10 protein-coding genes are annotated in these 18,350 nt (G+C 74.2%); 6 read left to right on the top strand and 4 right to left on the bottom strand.

Going from position 1 to position 18,350, the window contains the following annotated elements; translation table 11 throughout:
- Positions 1-83: 83 nt before the first annotated feature.
- Entirely contained in the window at positions 84-1,622 is a 1,539-nt protein-coding gene (locus AB0M28_RS35505) for an aldehyde dehydrogenase family protein (RefSeq protein WP_365414081.1), read from the bottom strand.
- Positions 1,623-2,085: 463 nt separating this feature from the next.
- Here AB0M28_RS35505 and AB0M28_RS35500 point away from each other — a divergent pair, with 463 nt between their 5' ends.
- Positions 2,086-3,048 carry an acyl-ACP desaturase gene (locus AB0M28_RS35500; RefSeq protein WP_365414079.1) on the top strand — a complete coding sequence of 321 codons (963 nt, stop codon included), beginning with the start codon at positions 2,086-2,088 and terminating at the stop codon, positions 3,046-3,048.
- Positions 3,049-3,113: 65 nt separating this feature from the next.
- On the opposite strand, the gene AB0M28_RS35495 is transcribed toward AB0M28_RS35500, so the two are convergent.
- Both AB0M28_RS35495 and AB0M28_RS35490 read right to left on the bottom strand, forming a co-directional pair.
- Positions 3,114-3,977 (bottom strand): class I SAM-dependent methyltransferase, encoded by an 864-nt coding sequence (locus AB0M28_RS35495; RefSeq protein ID WP_365414077.1) that lies wholly within the window; start codon positions 3,975-3,977, stop codon positions 3,114-3,116.
- 47 nt (positions 3,978-4,024) lie between these two features.
- Complete coding sequence (locus AB0M28_RS35490) at positions 4,025-4,663, bottom strand: hypothetical protein (protein ID WP_365414075.1); 639 nt, start codon at positions 4,661-4,663, stop codon at positions 4,025-4,027.
- 3,047 nt (positions 4,664-7,710) lie between these two features.
- Between AB0M28_RS35490 and AB0M28_RS35485 the strand changes: the two genes are divergently transcribed.
- Positions 7,711-7,800, top strand: coding sequence for a putative leader peptide (locus AB0M28_RS35485; RefSeq protein WP_365414083.1), 90 nt, complete (start codon positions 7,711-7,713; stop codon positions 7,798-7,800).
- Positions 7,801-7,918: 118 nt separating this feature from the next.
- Complete coding sequence (locus AB0M28_RS35480; RefSeq protein WP_365414073.1) at positions 7,919-9,163, top strand: sulfite oxidase; 1,245 nt, start codon at positions 7,919-7,921, stop codon at positions 9,161-9,163.
- Here the strand turns inward: AB0M28_RS35480 and AB0M28_RS35475 are convergent.
- Positions 9,118-10,143, bottom strand: a complete 1,026-nt coding sequence (locus tag AB0M28_RS35475; RefSeq protein ID WP_365414071.1) for an EamA family transporter — start codon at positions 10,141-10,143, stop codon at positions 9,118-9,120. The genes AB0M28_RS35480 and AB0M28_RS35475 overlap by 46 nt on opposite strands.
- Before the next feature lie 39 nt (positions 10,144-10,182).
- Between AB0M28_RS35475 and AB0M28_RS35470 the strand changes: the two genes are divergently transcribed.
- From AB0M28_RS35470 to AB0M28_RS35460, 3 genes are all read left to right on the top strand, one after another.
- Positions 10,183-10,713, top strand: a complete 531-nt coding sequence (locus AB0M28_RS35470; protein WP_365414069.1) for a MarR family transcriptional regulator — start codon at positions 10,183-10,185, stop codon at positions 10,711-10,713.
- Between the two features lie 385 nt (positions 10,714-11,098).
- Positions 11,099-13,903, top strand: coding sequence for a kelch repeat-containing protein (locus AB0M28_RS35465; RefSeq protein WP_365414067.1), 2,805 nt, complete (start codon positions 11,099-11,101; stop codon positions 13,901-13,903).
- A gap of 47 nt (positions 13,904-13,950) precedes the next feature.
- The gene (locus AB0M28_RS35460; protein ID WP_365414065.1) at positions 13,951-18,306 is read left to right on the top strand and encodes a S8 family serine peptidase; all 4,356 of its coding nucleotides are present in this window, start codon (positions 13,951-13,953) and stop codon (positions 18,304-18,306) included.
- Positions 18,307-18,350 lie beyond the last annotated feature (44 nt).

Here is an 18,350-nt window from a genome sequence, read left to right as displayed (position 1 = left end):
CTCCTGGGAGGCGACCGCGCCGCCGTTCCACTCCTGGCTGCCGCCCGTGAACTGGCCGACCTCGTGGACCCGCGTCCCCCGCCTCACGCCGGCTGCAGCCGGTAGTCCGGGAAGTTCCCCGGCAGCCGTTCCTCCGCCGGCCCCTGCGTCACCGCCCGCACCAGCAGCTCGCCGCCGACGAACGCGCCGCGCCAGGACGCGCCGTACCCGCCGAACAGCTCCGCCCGGTCGCCGCGCGAACGCGGTACGCCGTGGCCCACCTTGAACGCCCGCACCTGCGGCGCGAGCCGGTCGAAGGTGTCGCGGTCGTCCGTCGACAGCGACGCCACCAGCGCGCCGTTCGACGCGTTCATCGCCGCCAGCAGCTCCGCCTCCGTGTCGACCAGGACGATCGTGTCCACCGGGCCGAACGGCTCCGCGTGGTGCAGCGGCGACGCCGGCGGCGGGTTCAGCAGGGCCACCGGCGGGAGGTACGCGGAGGCGTCCTGGCCGGGCAGCAGCCGGGCCTCGCCGATGCCGCCCCAGTGCAGCGGGACCGCCCCGCGGTCCACCGCCTCCGACACCAGATCGCCCAGCTCCTTCGCCTTCGCCGCGTTGATCAGCGGGCCGAAGTCCAGCTCCGGCGGCTCGTCGTCGGGCGCCTCGACGGCCATCGGATGGCCGAACCGGACCGCCTTCACCCCGGGCAGATACGCCTGGAGGAAGTCCGCGAACAGGGTGCGCTGGACGACGAAGCGGGGGTACGCCGTGCAGCGCTGCTTGCCGTAGTCGAAGGTCTTGCGGATCTGGGCCGTCAGCGCCGGCCAGTCCGAATACCCCCAGACCCCCCAGCAGTTCAGCCCCTCCTGCTCCAGTACGTGCGGCTTGCCCAGGTCCGCCAGGGCCGAGGCCACCCGCCCGCCCGCGTCCCGGCCGCCCACGAAGGACACGCAGCCGATCTCCGGCGCCCGCACCAGCGCCTCGGACAGCTCGCCCCCGCTGCCGGAGACCAGCGTGACCGGCACGTCCTCCCGGGCGATGAGCGCGCAGGCCAGGGTGAGGCAGGCCAGACCGCCGTCGGTCGGGGTCTTGGCGATGGCCGCGTTGCCCGCCAGGGCCTGGACGAGCATGGCGTGCACCAGCACGCTCATCGGGTAGTTCCAGCTGGCGATGTTGGAGACCGGGCCGGGCAGCGGGGTCCGGTCGGCGAGCATGACGTCGATCTCGTCGACGTACCAGCGCACGCCGTCGATCGCCCGGTCCACGTCCGCCTGGGCCAGCCGCCACGGCTTGCCTATCTCCCAGACCAGGAGCAGGGCGAGCAGGGTCCGGTGCTCGGTGAGCGCGTCCAGCGCCGCCGAGATCCGCGCCTTGCGCTCCGGCAGCGGTACGTGCCGCCACGCGCGGTGGGCGTCGAGGGCGGACCGGACGGCCTCGTGGGCGACCGGCCCGTTCAGGCGCGGCAGGCCCGCGATGGGCGAGCCGTCGACGGGGGACGTGGCGGGCATCAGGCGGCCGTCGCGGCGCCATTCACCGCCCCAGTGGTTGAGGACACGGTCCTCGTGGAAGGCCTCGGGAGCCGTCGACAGACAGCGGCTCCAGGCGTCCTGCCACGCGGTACCTGGCTTGAGGATGAGGGTCATGGACGGTACTCCGCTCGTCGGGGGCGGATCTCGCGCAGCGCACCACCGCGCGTGTGGAGGAAGCCGCGCACCACCTCGGTGTGGGGCAGCTCGGTCGCGCCGTTCACTCGGTCCGGACAGGGCGGCAGCCCGCCGTCCGGATCACATGCGCGTCCCCGGGTCGGAGGCCGAACATGTCCTCGACGCCCAGGCGGACGTCCGTACAGGCGACGATAGCCACGCCGCTTGTGGGGCGCTTGGCCAGCGGGCCGGGGCCGGAGGGCGCACCCCCTGCGAGCGGCGCCCTGGTGGGCCGGAGTGCGGCCGCGCGGTGACTCTCCGTGTCCGTGGCTGTGACTCGGGTCACACCCCGGGGAGGACCGCCCAGCTCGGGCGGGGGAGGGTCTTGCCTCCTTACGCCGAGATAACCTACGGTGCCGTAACCTACGGTTCCGTAGGTCTTCCCCGCGCGACAGGAGCCGCCGTGACCACTGCCCCATCCCGTCCCAGCACCTCGACGGCCTGGAGCGACGTGCAGCTGCTGCATGCCCTGGAGGAGGTGGTGGAGACCGAACTCAACCGCCACCTCAAGGTCGCCAAGGACTGGATGCCGCACGAGTACGTGCCGTGGAGCGACGGCCGCAACTTCGACGGCGTGCTCGGCGGTGAGGCGTGGGCGCCCGAGCAGTCCAAGGTCTCCGAGATCGGCCGGATAGCGCTCGTCGTGAACCTGCTGACGGAGGACAACCTCCCCAGCTACCACCACGAGATCGCCACCCTCTTCGGCCGTGACGGCGCGTGGGGCACCTGGGTGCACCGGTGGACCGCCGAGGAGGGCCGGCACGCCATCGTGATGCGCGACTACCTGCTCACCTCCCGGGCCGCCGACCCGGACGAGCTGGAGCGGTTCCGGATGCGGCACATGTCGGAGGGCTTCGAGGCCGACAACAGCCACAGCATGCTCCACTCCATCGCCTACGTCTCCTTCCAGGAGCTGGCGACGCGGGTCTCGCACCGCAACACCGGCCACCACTCCGGCGACCCGGTCTGCGACCGGATGCTGTCGCGGATCGCGACGGACGAGAACCTGCACATGGTCTTCTACCGCAACCTGCTCGCCGCGGCCCTGGAGCTCGCCCCCGACCAGGCGATGCGGGCCGTCGCGGACGTCGTCACCGGCTTCCGCATGCCCGGCCACGGCATCCCCGGCTTCGAGCGCGCGGCGGCCCGGATGGCCGTCGGCGGCGTCTACAACCTGCGCATCCACCACGACGACGTGCTGGCACCGGTGCTGCGCCACCTGAAGATCATGGAGGCCTCGGGGCTCGGCGCGGACGGGCTGCGGGCCCAGGACGAGCTCGGCCAGTTCATGGACGGCCTGTCCGCCAAGGCGACCGCCTTCGACGAGCGCCGCGCGGCGCTGCTGGCGCGGCGCGCCAAGGCCTGACGCGGGCCGGCGCGGCGGCGGTCGGCGCCCCGGTCAGACCGCCGCCGGCCGCGGCGGTCGGTGCTTCAGCCCGCCGCCGGCCGCGCCGCGGCGAACAGGATGTGCGTACCGCCGTCCAGGGCGCCGGGCGCCGCGCACATCTCCGCCTCCTGCTCGAGGAACCGGCTCCACCGCTCCGGATCCGCCTCCAGCCGGGCCAGGGCGTCACGGTCGCCGAGGCTGGCCCAGTTGCTCGCCGAGGCGGCCAGCGGCTCCGCGCCGCACGCACGGATCAGGCCCTGCACCTGCTCCCAGGTGAACATCCGGCAGACGTGCTGGGCGTTCGGCAGGTGGCGCAGGTCCCCGCTCTCCAGAATGGCCTGGGTGACCTGCGACCCGCGGGCGAAGTCGATCGCCACGCCGGCCGTGAACTCGGCCCGCCACGTGCCGTACAGCGACATGACGGAGGCGAGCAGGACCCCGTCCGGGCGGAGTACGTCGAGCAGTCCCGACAGGGCCTCCTCCTCCCCCTCGAAGAGGTACGAGAGCGGTCCGCCGTACGCCACGACGCAGTCGAAGGCGCCGGTGCCGTAGCGCGCGCGGGCGTCGCGCAGGTCGAGGACCTCCCGGCTCTCCACCGCGTCCTCGGCCCCCGCCTCGGCCACGAAGTCCGCGTTCAGCCGCAGCTGTACGGGGGAGAGGTCCGTGGTCACGACGCGGGCGCCGAGCCGGGCCAGCTCGACGGTGAACCGGCCGGGCCCGGCACCGATCTCGAGCACCCGCCAGTCCGGACGTACATAGCGCCGCAGGAACCGGCGGTGGACCTCGAAACTCACCCGCCCGCGGCCGTCCTTGACCAGCCGCTCCAACTCGGCCGCCCCCGCCTCGTCGTACCGCGCCCGGATGTCCCCGGCCGACCCGACCGCGGTGTCCCGCCGCTCGTCCTGCATCGCGTCCCCTCCCTGTTCACCGCCCCGCTGCCGGCGGGCTCGTGTGACTACTGCGTGAGCACTGCCAGCCAAGGGTGACCGGGGTGCACCCGGTGCAGCCATCCCGTGAGCAGGTCCCTGCGGCGCTGGTTCAGCAGCGGCAGCACGGACTCGAAGTCCGCCTGGTCCTTCGGACGTGGCGCCTTCGCCTTGAAGAGCAGGGCCACCTCCGGTACGAGGTACGGGACGCCGTGCGCCGTCCGCTCGATGACCGCGTCGTACGGCAGCCGGATGGACGGGTCGCGGCGGCAGATCCAGGTCCCGCCCTGGTGCGGCTCGCGGAACACGTCGAGGAGGAAGCGGCCGCTCGCGGGATCCCGCATCCTCGTCTGGTGCGTCGCCGCCAGGGCCTCCGTGCCCGCCGCCGCCCAGACCCGGCCCGAACCGACCGCGTCGAACTCGTACTCGGGAAAGCACTCCCGGACCTCGGGGAAGCCGGCCTCGGGGACCGCGATCTCCAGATCGCCGTGCGGCCGCGACTGCTCCCCGCGGAACAGGTCCAGCGCCCAGCCGGCCGCGACGTACCAGGGCGTCCGCACCCGCGCCAGCCGCTCCGCGGCCTGCTCCGGCCGCCAGGCACCCGCCCACCGGGCGTCGATCTCACCAGGGCCGAGCACGACGCCGCCGGGCGGGAGCGATTCGGTCACCGGCCCAACCTACCGTCGGGCCGCGGTAGTCGGGCGGAGGTGAAGGGATCCGGGCGTTGTCGGTGGTGGGGGCTAGGTTGTCGGCATGGTGGAGATCGGGAGCGGTGGCGGGGCGCGTGTGGAGTGGCCGGAGTTGCGTGCGCTGATCGCGCGGCGCGTGCCGCGGGGCGTGATCACGCGCCTCGAGGGCGTGCCCGCCGACGAGTTGCGGCATCTGCGGGCACCCCTCAAGACGCTGCGCGGGGAGCTGCGGCGCGAGCTGGCGGCCGGGGACTCGCAGCGGTACATGACGGCCTACGACCAGCTCGCCGCGCTCAAGGTCGCCGGGATCATGTGCGCCGGGACGCCGCGGCAGGCGTTCGAGTGGCTCACCGACCGGCAGTTGATGAACACCAGCTGGCCGCTGCTGGACGGGGGCGCCACCGGCAGCTCGAACCGTACGATCCTCGGCCTCCTGCTGCTGCCGCACCGGGACCCGGAATGGCAGCGGGAGCTGGCGGTCCGGCTGGCCGAGTGGCTGACCACGCTGCGCGATGTGGAGGTGTGGGAGCTGGTCGACGGCCTGGTGGCGTGGTCCGGGGCAGAGGTGCCGGCCACCGACGGGTACATCCTCGGCTGGATGTGGGCCGGCCGCCTCGTCCGCTACGGCGGCGGGCAGGACGTCCGCGCGTGGTTCGCGGCGCAGGGGTGGCGGCCGAAAGTGCCCCGCCACAGGTCGCTGCTCGACTGGCTGCGCGCGCAGCCGCGTCTGACGGAGTTCCTGCCCCGCCTCTTCGAGCTCGACGGGGTCGGCACCACGTTCGCGGATCCCTACGCGCCGGGCTTCGGTGCCGCCAACGAGTGGCCGAAGGCGCTGGTCGCTCTTGCGGACGAAGGGGTGCTGGACCGCGCTCAGTTGATCGACCTGACGCTCGCCAAGCTGCTGCGCGGCGACCGGCCCGGGTCGCTGAAGGGGTTCCTCCTGCTCCACGAGGCATGCGCGCTCAGCGCCGACGAGGCCGCTGCCCGGGTCCGCGTGTACCTGAGCATCGCCTGCGACGGGGCGGGTCTCGCCGCCAAACAGGCGTGCGCCGCGCTGAGGACCCTGGACGCGGCGGGGCGGCTGGCCCCCGCGGACTTCGAGGAACTGTGCCGCGCCGTCCTGGCCCGGGCGGAGCGCACGCTCGTCGCCGAGCAACTGACCTGGCTGGGCCGGGCGCTGCGCGCGGAGCGCGACCGGGCACGGGCGGACGCCCTGCTGGCGACCGTCGCGGGCGCCCTCGCCCATTCGGCGGGAACGGTGCAGGAGCGGGCGCTCAAGCTGGTGGCCCGGCATCTCGACGGCGCGGGCCCTTCCGTCCGCGACGAGCTCCGGTCGGCCGCCGAGGCCGTGGACGCGGCTCTGCAGGGGGAGGTTCGGGAGGTCTTCGGGAGCGCGGTGCCGGAGGGTGGCGGGCCTGCCGCCGACGAGCTCCCCGCGTCGGACGCCGTCGTCCTCCCCGTACGCTCCATGCCGCCGGTCATCGACACCCCAGCCGTACTCGCCGAGGGCCTGACCGCGCTCGTGGGCGGACGCGAGGTCGACGCCCTCGAGTTCGAGCGCGTCCTCGAGGCCGCGGTGACGCTGACCCGGCGCGACCCGGGGGCGGTGGTCAGCGCCGTGGAACCCCTGGCCGGGCGGCGGATCGCCGAGGAGACGGCCCGCCGGCCCCTGTCCTTCATGCGCAGGGCGCTCGGCTGCCTCATCGACGCCCTCGTGGGCCGCGCCGCGCCCGGCGTGGCCTCGGCCCGGGCCTTCCTGGGCTCCGAGACCGAGCACGGCCACCACTGCCTGGACCTTGTGCCGATGCGCCGTGTGTACGAGATCGCGGAGCGGCTCGCCACCGCCCCCGTACCGTGCCTGCTGGCGACGCCGTCGACCCCCGACGGCCTCGTCGACCCCGACGTGCTGCGGGAACGCCTCGCCGAGCATCGGGCCGCCGCGGCGACACCGTGGCCGGACGACCTGGAGCAGGCGTTCCTGCGGCTGCCCGCGGCCACGCCGCCCGCGACGGTCGCGGCCCTGCGGGAGGCGGCGGGTCTGCCCGGCGAGGCGCCGCGGCTTCCCGCGCTCGCGGACTTCCTCCTCCGACGGCTCGCGGCGGACGAGTTGTTCTACCTGCGCGCCGACCGGCGGCTCCCCGGCCTCCATCTCGCGCCCGAGATGCGCGCCGGGACCGCGTTCGAGCGCGGCACGCTCACCGCGATCCTCGCGCACACCCCCGATCCCCGGGAGCTGCGCCCGTACTGGTACCACGGCGAGGGCGGCGACCCGCAACTCGCCGCCCTCTGGCCCCTGATCGCTCCCGCCCACGCCGACCTCGTCGCCGCGCATGCGATACCCCGCCTGTTCATGCAGGCCGGCAAGGACACCGGCGGCTCCGGCAGTCCGCTGCTGCCGCTGCTGGCCGAGTCCGCCGCGGGCCACGGTCCGGTCACCCATCTCGCCCTCGCCTACGGACTGACGGCCGCCCGGCCCCACAACCGCACGGCCGCCGTAGACGCGTTGGCGGTCCTGGCCGGCCGTGGCCTGCTCGACGGAGAGCTGGTCGGCGGGCTGCTGGGGCGGATGTGGCGCGAGGGCATCGCCACACCCGGACGCTTCCTGCCCGCGCTCGGCGACGGGGTACGGGCCGGGGCCGGCCGGGAGATATGGGCCCTGTCGGTGGCCGTACTCGGCGAGTTGACGGACGAGCCGGCCACCCGCAGCCTGCCCGGACTCCTCACCCTGGCGTCGGAGTGCGCGGCCCAGACCGGCGTCAGGGAGGAGCCCCCGGTGATCGCCAAGCTCGCCGGTCTGGCGAACCGCCCAGGGTCGCCACGGAGGCCCGCCGCCTGCAGCGCGTACTCCAGCGGTAGAAGGGGCCCTCCTGGTGCCGCGGGAGCCCCGCGACGAGCCCTGGGGCCCTCGCGGCGCGGCGGGAGCCCCGCAACGAGCCGTGGGGCCCTCGCGGTCCGGAGGAGTTCTCGCGGCGAGGCCGGCCGAGGCGCCATTGCGGCACGCCCGATGCCTCTGCGAGGCTGTGCCCATGTCAGGCGGCCAGCGCTTCTTCGCACGGCTTCACGTGGACCTCGTCCGTGTGGCCGGCGCGCTGTGTCGTCGCCGAGGTCGTCGCTGACGACTTCCGGATCCCCGATGCGGCCGGCCAGGGCAGTGGTGTGCCCGTCGGCAGCCCGTGCCCAGCCGCGTCCGCGACCGGCCCTTCCCCGATCCCCGAATGGAGCACGAGATTGCCCGTGATCGACGAGAGTTCGTACGACAGGCGCCGGCTCAGGCAGTGGCTCGCCGGTGACGCCCGCGCCGACGGCGTGACCCGACGCGACATGCTGCGGCTCCTGGCGGCGGCCGGAGCGGGGGCCGCCGGAGTCGCCGGCATCGGCGCCACGCCGGCCGCGGCCGAAGGGCCCGGCATCGTCAAGCCGATCCCCGAGGACCTGTTCACCGTCCGCGGCACCAACGCCGAGACCAGATGGGCGGCCTTACACGACACCGGCTATCACACCCCGGTCGACCGCTTCTTCGTACGCAACCACACCTCCACCCCCGTCATCGACCCCGATGACTGGACCCTGCGCGTGTGGGGCAGCGGACTGCACGGGTCCGGAGCCGTGTTCGGGCTGGACGACCTGCGCGCGCTGCCCTCCGTCACCCTCTCCGCGTTCGTCGAGTGCGCCGGCAACGGGCGCAGCTTCTACGCCACCCAGCAGGCCGAGCCCGTCTCCGGCACCCCCTGGACCCTCGGCGCCGTCGGCGTCGCCCGATGGCGCGGCGTGCCGCTGGGTGAGGTGCTGCGCCGGGCCGGGCTCGGCCGGGCGGCGGTCGACGTGATGCCGCGCGGCCTCGACGACGAGTTCGTCAGCGGCGGCGTGAACCTCGGCCGGGTGCGCAGACCGATGCCGGTGGCCAAGGCCCTCGACGACGTACTCCTCGTCCACGAGATGAACGGAGCGCCGCTGCCGCCCGACCACGGCAGTCCGGTACGCGTGCTGGTGCCGTCCTGGGTCGGCATCGCGAGCATCAAGTGGGTGGGCGACATCGAGGTGTCCGCGACGCCCCTGTACTCGCCGTGGAACACCGACTTCTACCGGCTCTTCGGGGCCTCCTATCCCGCCACCGGCAGCGCGCCGCTCGGCCGGCAGACGATCAAGAGCGCGTTCGAGCTGGCCTGGAACGCGGAGTTCGGCGCGGGCCGCACCCACCGGCTCACCGGCCGCTCCTGGTCGGGGGCCGGCGGAGTGCGCCAGGTGGACGTCAGCGTGGACGGCGGGGCGCGGTGGCGGCCGGCCGTGCTGCACGACGCGCCCCGCCGGCACGGCTGGGTGCGGTGGTCGTACGACTGGACCCCCGCGACCGCCGGACCCGCGGAGCTGCTGGCCCGCGCCACCGACGTGCGCGGCACGACCCAGCCCGAGCGCAGCGTCCACAACACCCAGGGCTATCTCTTCGACGCCGTCGTCCGGCATCCGGTGACGGTGGTCTGAGTCGGCCGTCCGGGACCGGCCGGGGGGACCCGGTCCCGGACGGCCTCCGCGCGCGCCCCGCGGCGGCGGGCTCGCCCGTTCGGGCGGCCGAGCGCCACCCCGCCGCCGCGGCGGCCCGGCCCGCCCGGGCGGCCGAGCGCCACCGCGCCCAGGGCGAGCGCGAGGCCGCACAGCTGCACCGCCGAGAGGGTCTCGGACGCCACCAGCGTGCCGAGGAGCACCCCGGTCACCGGGTTGAGCAGGCCCACCAGCCCCACCGTGGCCGCGGGCAGCCGGCGCAGGCCGGCGAACCACGCCGCGAACGCCAGCGCCGTCGCGACCAGCGACACGTACGCGAACCCCGCGACGGATGCCCCGGAGAGCGCGGGTGGCGCGCCCTCCGCGACGGCGGCGGCCGGCAGCAGGAGCAGGCCGCCCGCCACCAGCTGCCAGGACGTGGTGGCGAGCACGTCGCCCTCGCCCGTCCACCGCTTGGCCAGCACATAGCCCAGCGAGGACATCGCCATCGCACCGGCGGAGGCCAGCAGACCCACGGTGTCCGGCGAACCCCCGCCCAGCATCAGCGCGACCCCGCCGAGGCCCGCCGCCGCGCCCGCCAGATGCGCGGCCCGCGGCCGCTCGGCGATCACCGGCCAGGCGAAGAGCATCATCACCAGGGGCGACGTCGCCATCACCGTGGACGCCACGCTCGTCGGCAGCCGCTGGGCGGCGACGTACACCAGGGCGAAGAACCCGCCCATGTTGAGCAGCCCGAGCACCGCCGAACGCCACCACCACGCGCCGCGCGGCAGCCGCCGCACCAGGGCGAGGAGCAGCAGCCCCGCGGGCAGCGCCCGGATCGCGGCGCCGTAGAGCGGCTGGCCGTCGGGCAGGAAGGCCCGGGTCACGTAGTAGTTCGTGCCCCACGCCACGGGGGCGACGGCCGTGATCGCCACCCAGACGCCGGCAGTCCCGCATCGACGAGGACGTATACCTTCCATGGAAGGTATTATACCTTCCGCGGAAGATATACTGGGGGAGTGCACGAGGACGACGAGACCCCGGACCACGTGGCCCGCATCCAGGCCGCCTGGTCCCGCGAGCGGCCCGACCTCGACGTCGCCCCGCAGGGCGTGATCGGCAGGCTCCACCGCATCGGAGCCCTGCTGACGGAGGAGCTGGCCGCCGTCTACCGGCGCTACGGCCTCAGCGAGGGCGAGTTCGACGTGCTCGCGGCGCTCCGCCGCGCCGGACCGCCCTACGAACGCGCCCCCGGCGAGCTGGCGGCGTACACGATGGTCACCACGGGGGCCATGACCAAACGTGTGGACCGGCTGGAGCGCGGCGGGCTGGTCACCCGGCGGCGCTCCGCCGCCGACGGGCGGGGCCGCGTGGTCGCCCTGACCGAGGCGGGGCGCGGCCTCTTCGACCGCGCGTTCACCGCCCACATCGCCAACGAGCACCGGCTGCTGTCGGCCCTCACCGCCGAGGAGGCCGCCGCGCTGGAGCCGTTGCTCGCGGCCTGGCTCGGCCGCCTGGAGACACCGCGGCGCGAACCCCGGGGGGACTGAGCGCCTCCGGGCGGGATCCGCGCCCGCCCCTCGTGCGCAACCGCGCAGCGGCCCCGAAAGGGCCCGTCCGCGTGACGTAATGCGGACATGTCGCAGACTCGCCAACTGTGTGGGGCCAAGGCTCCCGTGGCGGACTTCGCCCCTCCCGGCCCGCGGGCATCGTCCGTGGTGGGCGCCCCTGCGCCCCCGTACGCGGCCCTCGGCGGAGCCGGGTCCGGACCCGGCGCGGCCCAACGCGCGTGCCGTGACCGCGCGTTGACGCGCTGTGGTGATCGTCCTAGCGTCCGGGCCCGTCAGCCGAGATCTGTGGAGGACCCATGCTGTCTGGCAGATGTCCCGGTCCCGCGGCGCGCCTCGCGTCGCCGCTCCACGCAGGGGGCCGTTGGTGAACGCGCGCAGGGGGTGGCGGCGGTCCCTACGGGCCGCCGTGGCCGGAACGCTGGTGCTGGGTGCGGTCACCGCCGGGCTCGCGGTGACGGCTCCGGCGGCGCAGGCGCTGGGGGAGGTGCAGACCGCGGCGGTAACCGGCACGGCGGTCACCGGACAGGTCACCGACGGCTCGGGCCACGGCTGGCCGCTGTACGCCAAGGTCACCGTCGCCGGCGTGCCGGACGCCGCGTCCTACACCGAGCCGGCGACCGGCCGCTACTCGGTCAGCCTGCCCGCGGGGGCCTCGTACGAGCTGAAGTTCGAGCCCGTCTACCCCGGCTACCAGGCCGCCACCGCGACCGTCGACCTGGGCGCCGACGCCGTCACCCGGGACGTCGCCGTCCCGGTCGACGCGTCCACCTGCCGCGCGGGCGGCTACGCCCCGACGTACGCCGCCGACTTCGACGACGGTGCCCTGCCCGCGGGCTGGACGGTCGTCGACCACAACGGCGGCGGCGGGGTGTGGCGCTTCGACGACTCCCGGAACCGCGGCAACCACACCGGCGGCAGCGGTGAGTTCGCCATCGTCGACAGCGACTACTTCGGCGCGGGCAACAACCCCGACACCTCGCTCGTGTCCCCGGTGCTCGACCTGTCGGACCAGCCGTCCCCCGTCATCGGGTTCAGCCAGGACTTCAACTACCGCTCGGGCGAGATCACGGACGTGGACCTCAGCCTTGACGGCGGTACGACGTGGGCGAACGTGCTGCGCCAGACCGCGGAGCTGCGCGGCCCGCGCGCCACCGCGATCCCCGTCCCGCAGGCCGCCGGGCAGCCGGACGTCCGGGTCCGCTTCCACTACTACAACGCCAACTTCGACCAGTGGTGGCAGCTCGACAACGTCTATCTGGGCGAGCGCCCCTGCGACCCGAAGATCCCCGGCGCCTATCTCGTCGGCGAGGTCACCGACGCGAACACCGGCGCCGGGCTGACCGGCGCCACGGTCACCGCCGCCGCGGGCGTGTCCGTGAAGACCGCGGCCACCCCCGACGATCCCGCCCTCGGCGACGGCTTCTACTGGGCGTTCACCACGAGCACCGGCCCGCAGGACCTGACCGCCGCGGCGGCCGACTACAGCACCGGGACCAGCCGGGTCGACGTGTCCGGCGTGACCCGCACCGACTTCCGGCTGACGGCCGGACGGCTGGCCGTGACCCCCGGCGCCGTGGAGTCGACGATGCGGCTCGGCGAGCAGACCGCCACCCGCCCCCTCACGTTCACCAACACGGGCAGCGCACCGGCGCGCGTACGACTCGGCGAGAACCGCGGCGACTTCGTGATGCAGCGCGCCGACGGGGAGACCCGCAGCCTGCAGCAGATCGCGTCCGGCGAGGGCGCGCCCCTGCAGCGGCTCGACGTACCGGTCTCGATGGACGCCGCCGGCGAGCCGGACGGCACCGATCCGGCCGAAGGGCCCGCGGCCGCCCCCTGGACCGCCGTCGCCAACTTCCCGCAGAACATCATGGACAACCGGGTGGTCCGCCTCGACGGCAGGCTCTACTCGGTCGGCGGCACCAACGGCGGCGTCATGACGCCGAAGGTCCGCGTCTACGACCCGGCCACCCTCGCCTGGACCGAGGCCGCGCCCCTGCCCGCCGCGCGCTCCTCGCTGACCGCGGGCGTGGTGGGCGGCCGGATCGTGGCCACGTCCGGCTGGACCACCGCCGGCGTCCAGCCGGGCACCTGGGTGTACGAGCCGCTGACGGACACCTGGACGGCCGCCGCCGACAACCCGCTGCCGCGCGCGGCGACCGGCCAGGCGGTGCTCGACGGCCGGCTCTACGCGGTCGGCGGCTGCACCTCGCCGAGCGCGTGCACGACGTCGGCCGCGGTGCTGGCGTACGACGCCGCCGCGGACACCTGGCAGCGGCTGGCGGACTACCCCCTCGCCGTGGCGTACGCGTCCTGCGGCACCCTCGACGGCCAGGTGGTGTGCACCGGCGGCAACGACGGCACGGCCGCCACCAACCGCACCTACGCCTACGACCCGGACACCGGCACCTGGACCCGGCTCGCCGACGCCCCGCGCTCCACCTGGGGTTCGGCCTACGCGGTGGCGAACGGCGCGCTGACGGTCGTCTCCGGCGTCCAGGACGGCGCCCTGTCCAACGCCGCGTACGCCTACGACCGCGCCACCAACAGCTGGGGTTCGCTGCCCAACGCCAACGCACCCCGCTACCGCGGCGGCGCGGTCTGCGGCTTCTACAAGATCGGCGGCGCGACCAGCGGAGTGAACGCCACCACCACGAGCGAGGCGCTGCCCGGCTTCGACCAGTGCGACGACGGCACGGCCGACCGGCCCTGGCTCTCCGTGGACCGCACCGATCTCACCCTGGCCCCCGGCGAGTCGGCGACCGTGCAGGTGACGATGGACGCGCGCGTCGACCAGCCGGGCACGTACACCAGCTCGCTGTGGGTCCACGAGAACACCCCGTACGCCGCGCCCCCCGCGGTGCCGGTGACGATGACCGTCACCCCGCCCCCGTCCTGGGGGAAGCTCCTCGGCGTCGTACGCGGCGTCGCCTGCAACGGCACCAGCGGAGCCCTGGCCGGCGCCACCGTCGTCGTCGAGTCCTCCAAGGCGGGCTGGACGTTCACCACCGGCGCCGACGGGTCGTACGCCTACTGGATCGACCGAGGGGCCAACCCGCTCAACGTGTACGGCTCCAAGGACGGCTACCGGCCCCAGTCGCGGACGGTGACGATCTCGGGCCTGCAGACCACCACCGTCGACTTCGACCTGGCCAGGTTCGGATGCTGACCCGGCGCGACCCCGCACGTTCACCGAGTGTCCGTGGAGGACTCACGATGTCTGGAAGATGGTCCGTCGCGCGCGGGTGGTGGACGGCCGTCGCCTGCCTGCTGGTGCTGGCCGCCCTCGCCGCGGCCGGCACGCCCGCGGCGCAGGCGGCGCCGAACGACGACGGCAAGGACAGGATCCGGCCCGGACTGCTGAAGCAGCTGGAGTCCGGGGGCAGGGCGGACTTCTGGGTGCGCTTCGACGCCCGGCCCGATCTGTCGCAGGCCGCCGGCACCGCGGACTGGGACCGGCGAGGCGCGCGGGTCGTCGAGGCCCTGAAGGCCACCGCCGCGAAGTCGCAGGGCCGTGTCGTCGCGGCGCTGGAGAAGGCCGGGACGGACTACGAGGCGTTCTGGGCGACCAACGCCGTCTTCGTCCGCGACGGCTCGCTCTCCCTGGCCCGGTCCCTGCAGGCGCAGACCGGCGTGGACGAGCTGTGGCCCTCCCAGACCTACGGCGCGGTGGAGCCGGTGGCGGCCGTCGACGAGTCGGCGCAGGCGGTGGAGTGGGGGGTCGGCAACCTGCACGCCGACGACGTCTGGTCGCAGCTCGGCGTCGACGGGCAGGGCATCGTCGTCGCCAGCATCGACTCCGGCGTGCAGTACGACCACCCGGCCCTGGTGAAGCAGTACCGCGGCAACAACGGCGACGGCACCTTCTCCCACGACTACAACTGGTTCGACACCGACGGCAACTGCGCGAGCGGCGCCCCCTGCGACACCGACGGCCACGGCACGCACACCATGGGCACCATGGTCGGCTCGGACGGCGGGGCCAACCGGATCGGCGTGGCCCCGGGCGCCAGGTGGATCACCGCCAACGGCTGCGACACCTGCTCGGACGCGGACCTCGCCGAGGCCGGCCAGTGGATGCTGGCGCCGACCCGCACGGACGGGACCGACCCGGACCCGTCGAAGCGGCCGAACATCATCAACAACTCGTGGGGCACCACCACGCCCACGAACGACCCCTTCATGGAGGACGTCTCCGCGGCCTGGACGGCGTCCGGGATCTTCGGCGTGTGGTCGAACGGCAACAGCGGACCGCAGTGCCGGACCTCCGGCTCCCCGGGCAGCCGCACGATCAACTACTCCGTCGGCGCGTACGACGTGAGCAACCGGATCGCCTCGTTCTCGTCCCGCGGCTCCGGCCAGGACGGCGCGGTGAAGCCGGACATCTCCGCCCCCGGCGTGAACATCCGCTCCTCGGTGCCGGGTTCGGCGTACGGCACGGCCTCCGGTACGTCGATGGCGGCACCGCACGCGGCCGGGGCGATCGCCCTGCTGTGGGCGGCGCAGCCGGACCTGATCGGCGATATCCAGGGCACCCGGAACCTGCTCGACGACACCGCCGTCGACACCGAGGACCTGCAGTGCGGCGGCACCGCCGACGACAACAACGTCTACGGCGAGGGCCGCCTCGACGCCCTGGCCCTGGTCGAGGCGGCCGACACCGGCCCGTCGGGCACGCTGTCGGGCCAGGTCACCGACACCGCGACGGGCGATCCGGTGCCCGGCGCCACCGTGCGGGTCACCGGTGACGGCTACGACAAGACACTGACCGCGGACGGCTCCGGCGGCTTCGAACGCCGGCTGCGCGCCGGCGAGTACCAGCTGACCGCCTCGGCCTTCGGGTACGAGACGCGGACGGTCACCGCCACCGTCGTGGCGGACACCACCACCCGTACCACGCTCGCCCTGACCGCGTACGAGACGTCCGCCGTCAGCGGGCGGATCACCGACGGGTCGGGCCACGGCTGGCCCCTCTACACGAAGATCACCGTGGCCGGCGTGCCGTCCGGGGTGTACTACAGCGATCCGGAGACCGGGCGGTACAGCGTCAAACTGCCCGAGGGCGACTCGTACGACCTGAAGTTCACCCCCGTCTACCCCGGCTACGAGACGGTCACCCGGACCGTCGACCTGGGCGCCGACGACGTCGCCCGCGACCTGGCCGTCCGCGTCGACGAGAACCGCTGCTCGGCCGCCAACGGGTACGCCTACCACTACGACGGCATCTTCGCCGACTTCAACACCGGCAAGCTGCCCGCCGGCTGGACCATCGTCGACCACATCGGCACCCGCGGCGTGTGGAGCTTCGAGGACCCCTACAACCGGGGCAACCACACCGGCGGCGACGGCAAGTTCGTGATGGTCGACAGCGACTACTACGACTGGGAGAACAAGCAGGACACCTCGCTCGTGATGCCGGTGATGGACCTGTCGGACCAGCAGGCCCCCGTCATCGGCTTCAACCAGGACTACAACAACTACCAGACCGAGCTCGCCGACGTGGACCTCAGCCTCGACGGCGGTACGACCTGGCAGAACGTCCTGCGGCAGACCGCGGACGCGCGCGGACCGCGCTTCACGTCCATCCCGATCCCGCAGGCCGCGGGCAAGAGCAACGTCCGGGTCCGCTTCCACTACTACAAGGCCGAGTTCGACTGGTTCTGGCAGCTGGACGACGTCTTCGTCGGCACCCGCAGCTGCGACCTCGTCGCCGGCGGCGGCTATCTGGTGGGCGACGTCACCGACGCCAACACCGGCGCGGGGGTGAGCGGCGCCACGGTGCGCACGGGCAGCGTGACGGCGAAGGCGGCACCCACCGGTGACGGCTCCTACTGGATGTTCACGCCGACGGCCGGCGCGCACGACGTCACCGCTTCGGCGGACAACTACCTCTCCCACACCCGGCAGACCGACGTGGACGGCGTGGTCCGCGCCGACTTCACCCTGAAGGCCGGCGAACTCACCGTGGCACCCGCCGGGGTGGACGCCACCCAGGAGCTCGGCGAGCGGACCGCGACCCGCACCTTCACCGTCACCAACACCGGCACCGCGCCGGCCGCGGTGAAGTTCGGGGAGAGCGGATCGGGGTTCGTCCTGCAGCGCGCGGACGGCGCGGCGCAGAGCAGGCAGCAGCTGGAGGCGCTGAGCGGAGCGCCGCTGCAGCGCCTGCGGACGCCGGCGTCCCTCGCGGCCACCAGCGACACCTCCGACACCCCGGTCGAGGAGGGGCCGAGCGCCGCCCCGTGGACGCCCGTCGCCAACTATCCGCAGACCATCATGGACAACCGGGTGGTCCGGCTGGACGGCAGGATCTACTCGATCGGCGGCGTCGACACCGGCGCCGCCACGGCGAAGACGTACGTCTACGACCCCGCCACGCTGCGCTGGTCGCAGGCCGCGCCGCTGCCCGCCACCCGCAACGCGATCACCGCCGGCGTCGTCAACGGCCAGATCGTCGCGTCCGCCGGCTGGGGCTCCAGCGGCCCCGCGGCGGACACCTGGGTCTACGACCCGGCGGCCGACACCTGGACCGCCGCGGCCCGCAACCCCGCACCCCGGGCGGCGGCCGGACAGGCCGTCCTCGACGGGCGGCTGTACGCGGTCGGCGGCTGCACCTCCTCCGCGTGTACGCCGACGTCCGCCACGGTCGTGTCGTACGACCCGGTCGCCGACACCTGGCAGCGGCTCGCGGACTACCCGCAGTCCGTGGCGTTCGCCTCCTGCGGCGCGCTGGACGGCCGGGTGGTGTGCACCGGCGGCAGCGACGGCACCGCCGCGACGAAGGCGACCTACGCCTACGACCCCGGCGCCGACCGCTGGTCCCGGCTGGCCGACGCCCCGGTCGACACCTGGGGTTCGAGCTACGCCGTGGCGAGCGGCGAGCTGGTCGTCGCCGCCGGCGTGCAGGCGGGGGCGATCTCCAACGGCGTCTACGCCTACAACCGCACGACCGACAGCTGGCGGAACCTGCCCAACGCCAACTCCGCCCGCTACCGGGGTGGTGCGGCCTGCGGGTTCTACAAGATCGGCGGCTCGTCGGGCGGCGGCAACTCGACCGGCACGAACGAGGTGCTGCCCGGCTTCGACCAGTGCGACGACGGCACGGCCGACGCGCCGTGGCTGTCCGTCGACCGCGAGCAGGCCGCGCTGGCGCCCGGCGACTCCGTGACGGTGACCGTCGCCATGGACGCGCGGGTCGACCAGCCGGGCACGTACAGCAGCTCGGTCTGGCTGCACGAGGACACCCCGTACACCGTGCCGCCGGTCCCGGTGAAGATGACCGTCACCCCGCCCCGTACCTGGGGCAAGCTCGCCGGGACGGTCCGCGGGGTGGCGTGCGACGGCACCGCCGCGGCGCTCGCGGGGGCGGTGGTCGCCGTCGACTCGGCGGCCGTGGACTGGACGTTCACGACCCGGGCCGACGGGGCGTACGCGGTGTGGATCGACCGTGCGTACAACCCGCTGAAGGTCGTCGCCGCGAAGGACGGCTACCGGACGCAGGGCGCCGACGCCAGGATCTCGGGGCGGACGACCACCACGGTGGACTTCGATCTGGCGAAGCTGGTCTGCTGACCGGCGTCCCGCGCGAACGCGACCGGCCCGGCGGTGTCCCCGCC

Origin of the sequence: Streptomyces sp. NPDC051940 (genome assembly GCF_040680895.1) — a bacterium.
Classification (GTDB): Bacteria; Actinomycetota; Actinomycetes; order Streptomycetales; family Streptomycetaceae; genus Streptomyces.
Note: the sequence above shows the minus strand (reverse complement) of the source record. Positions and strands in the feature narration are given on the sequence as shown.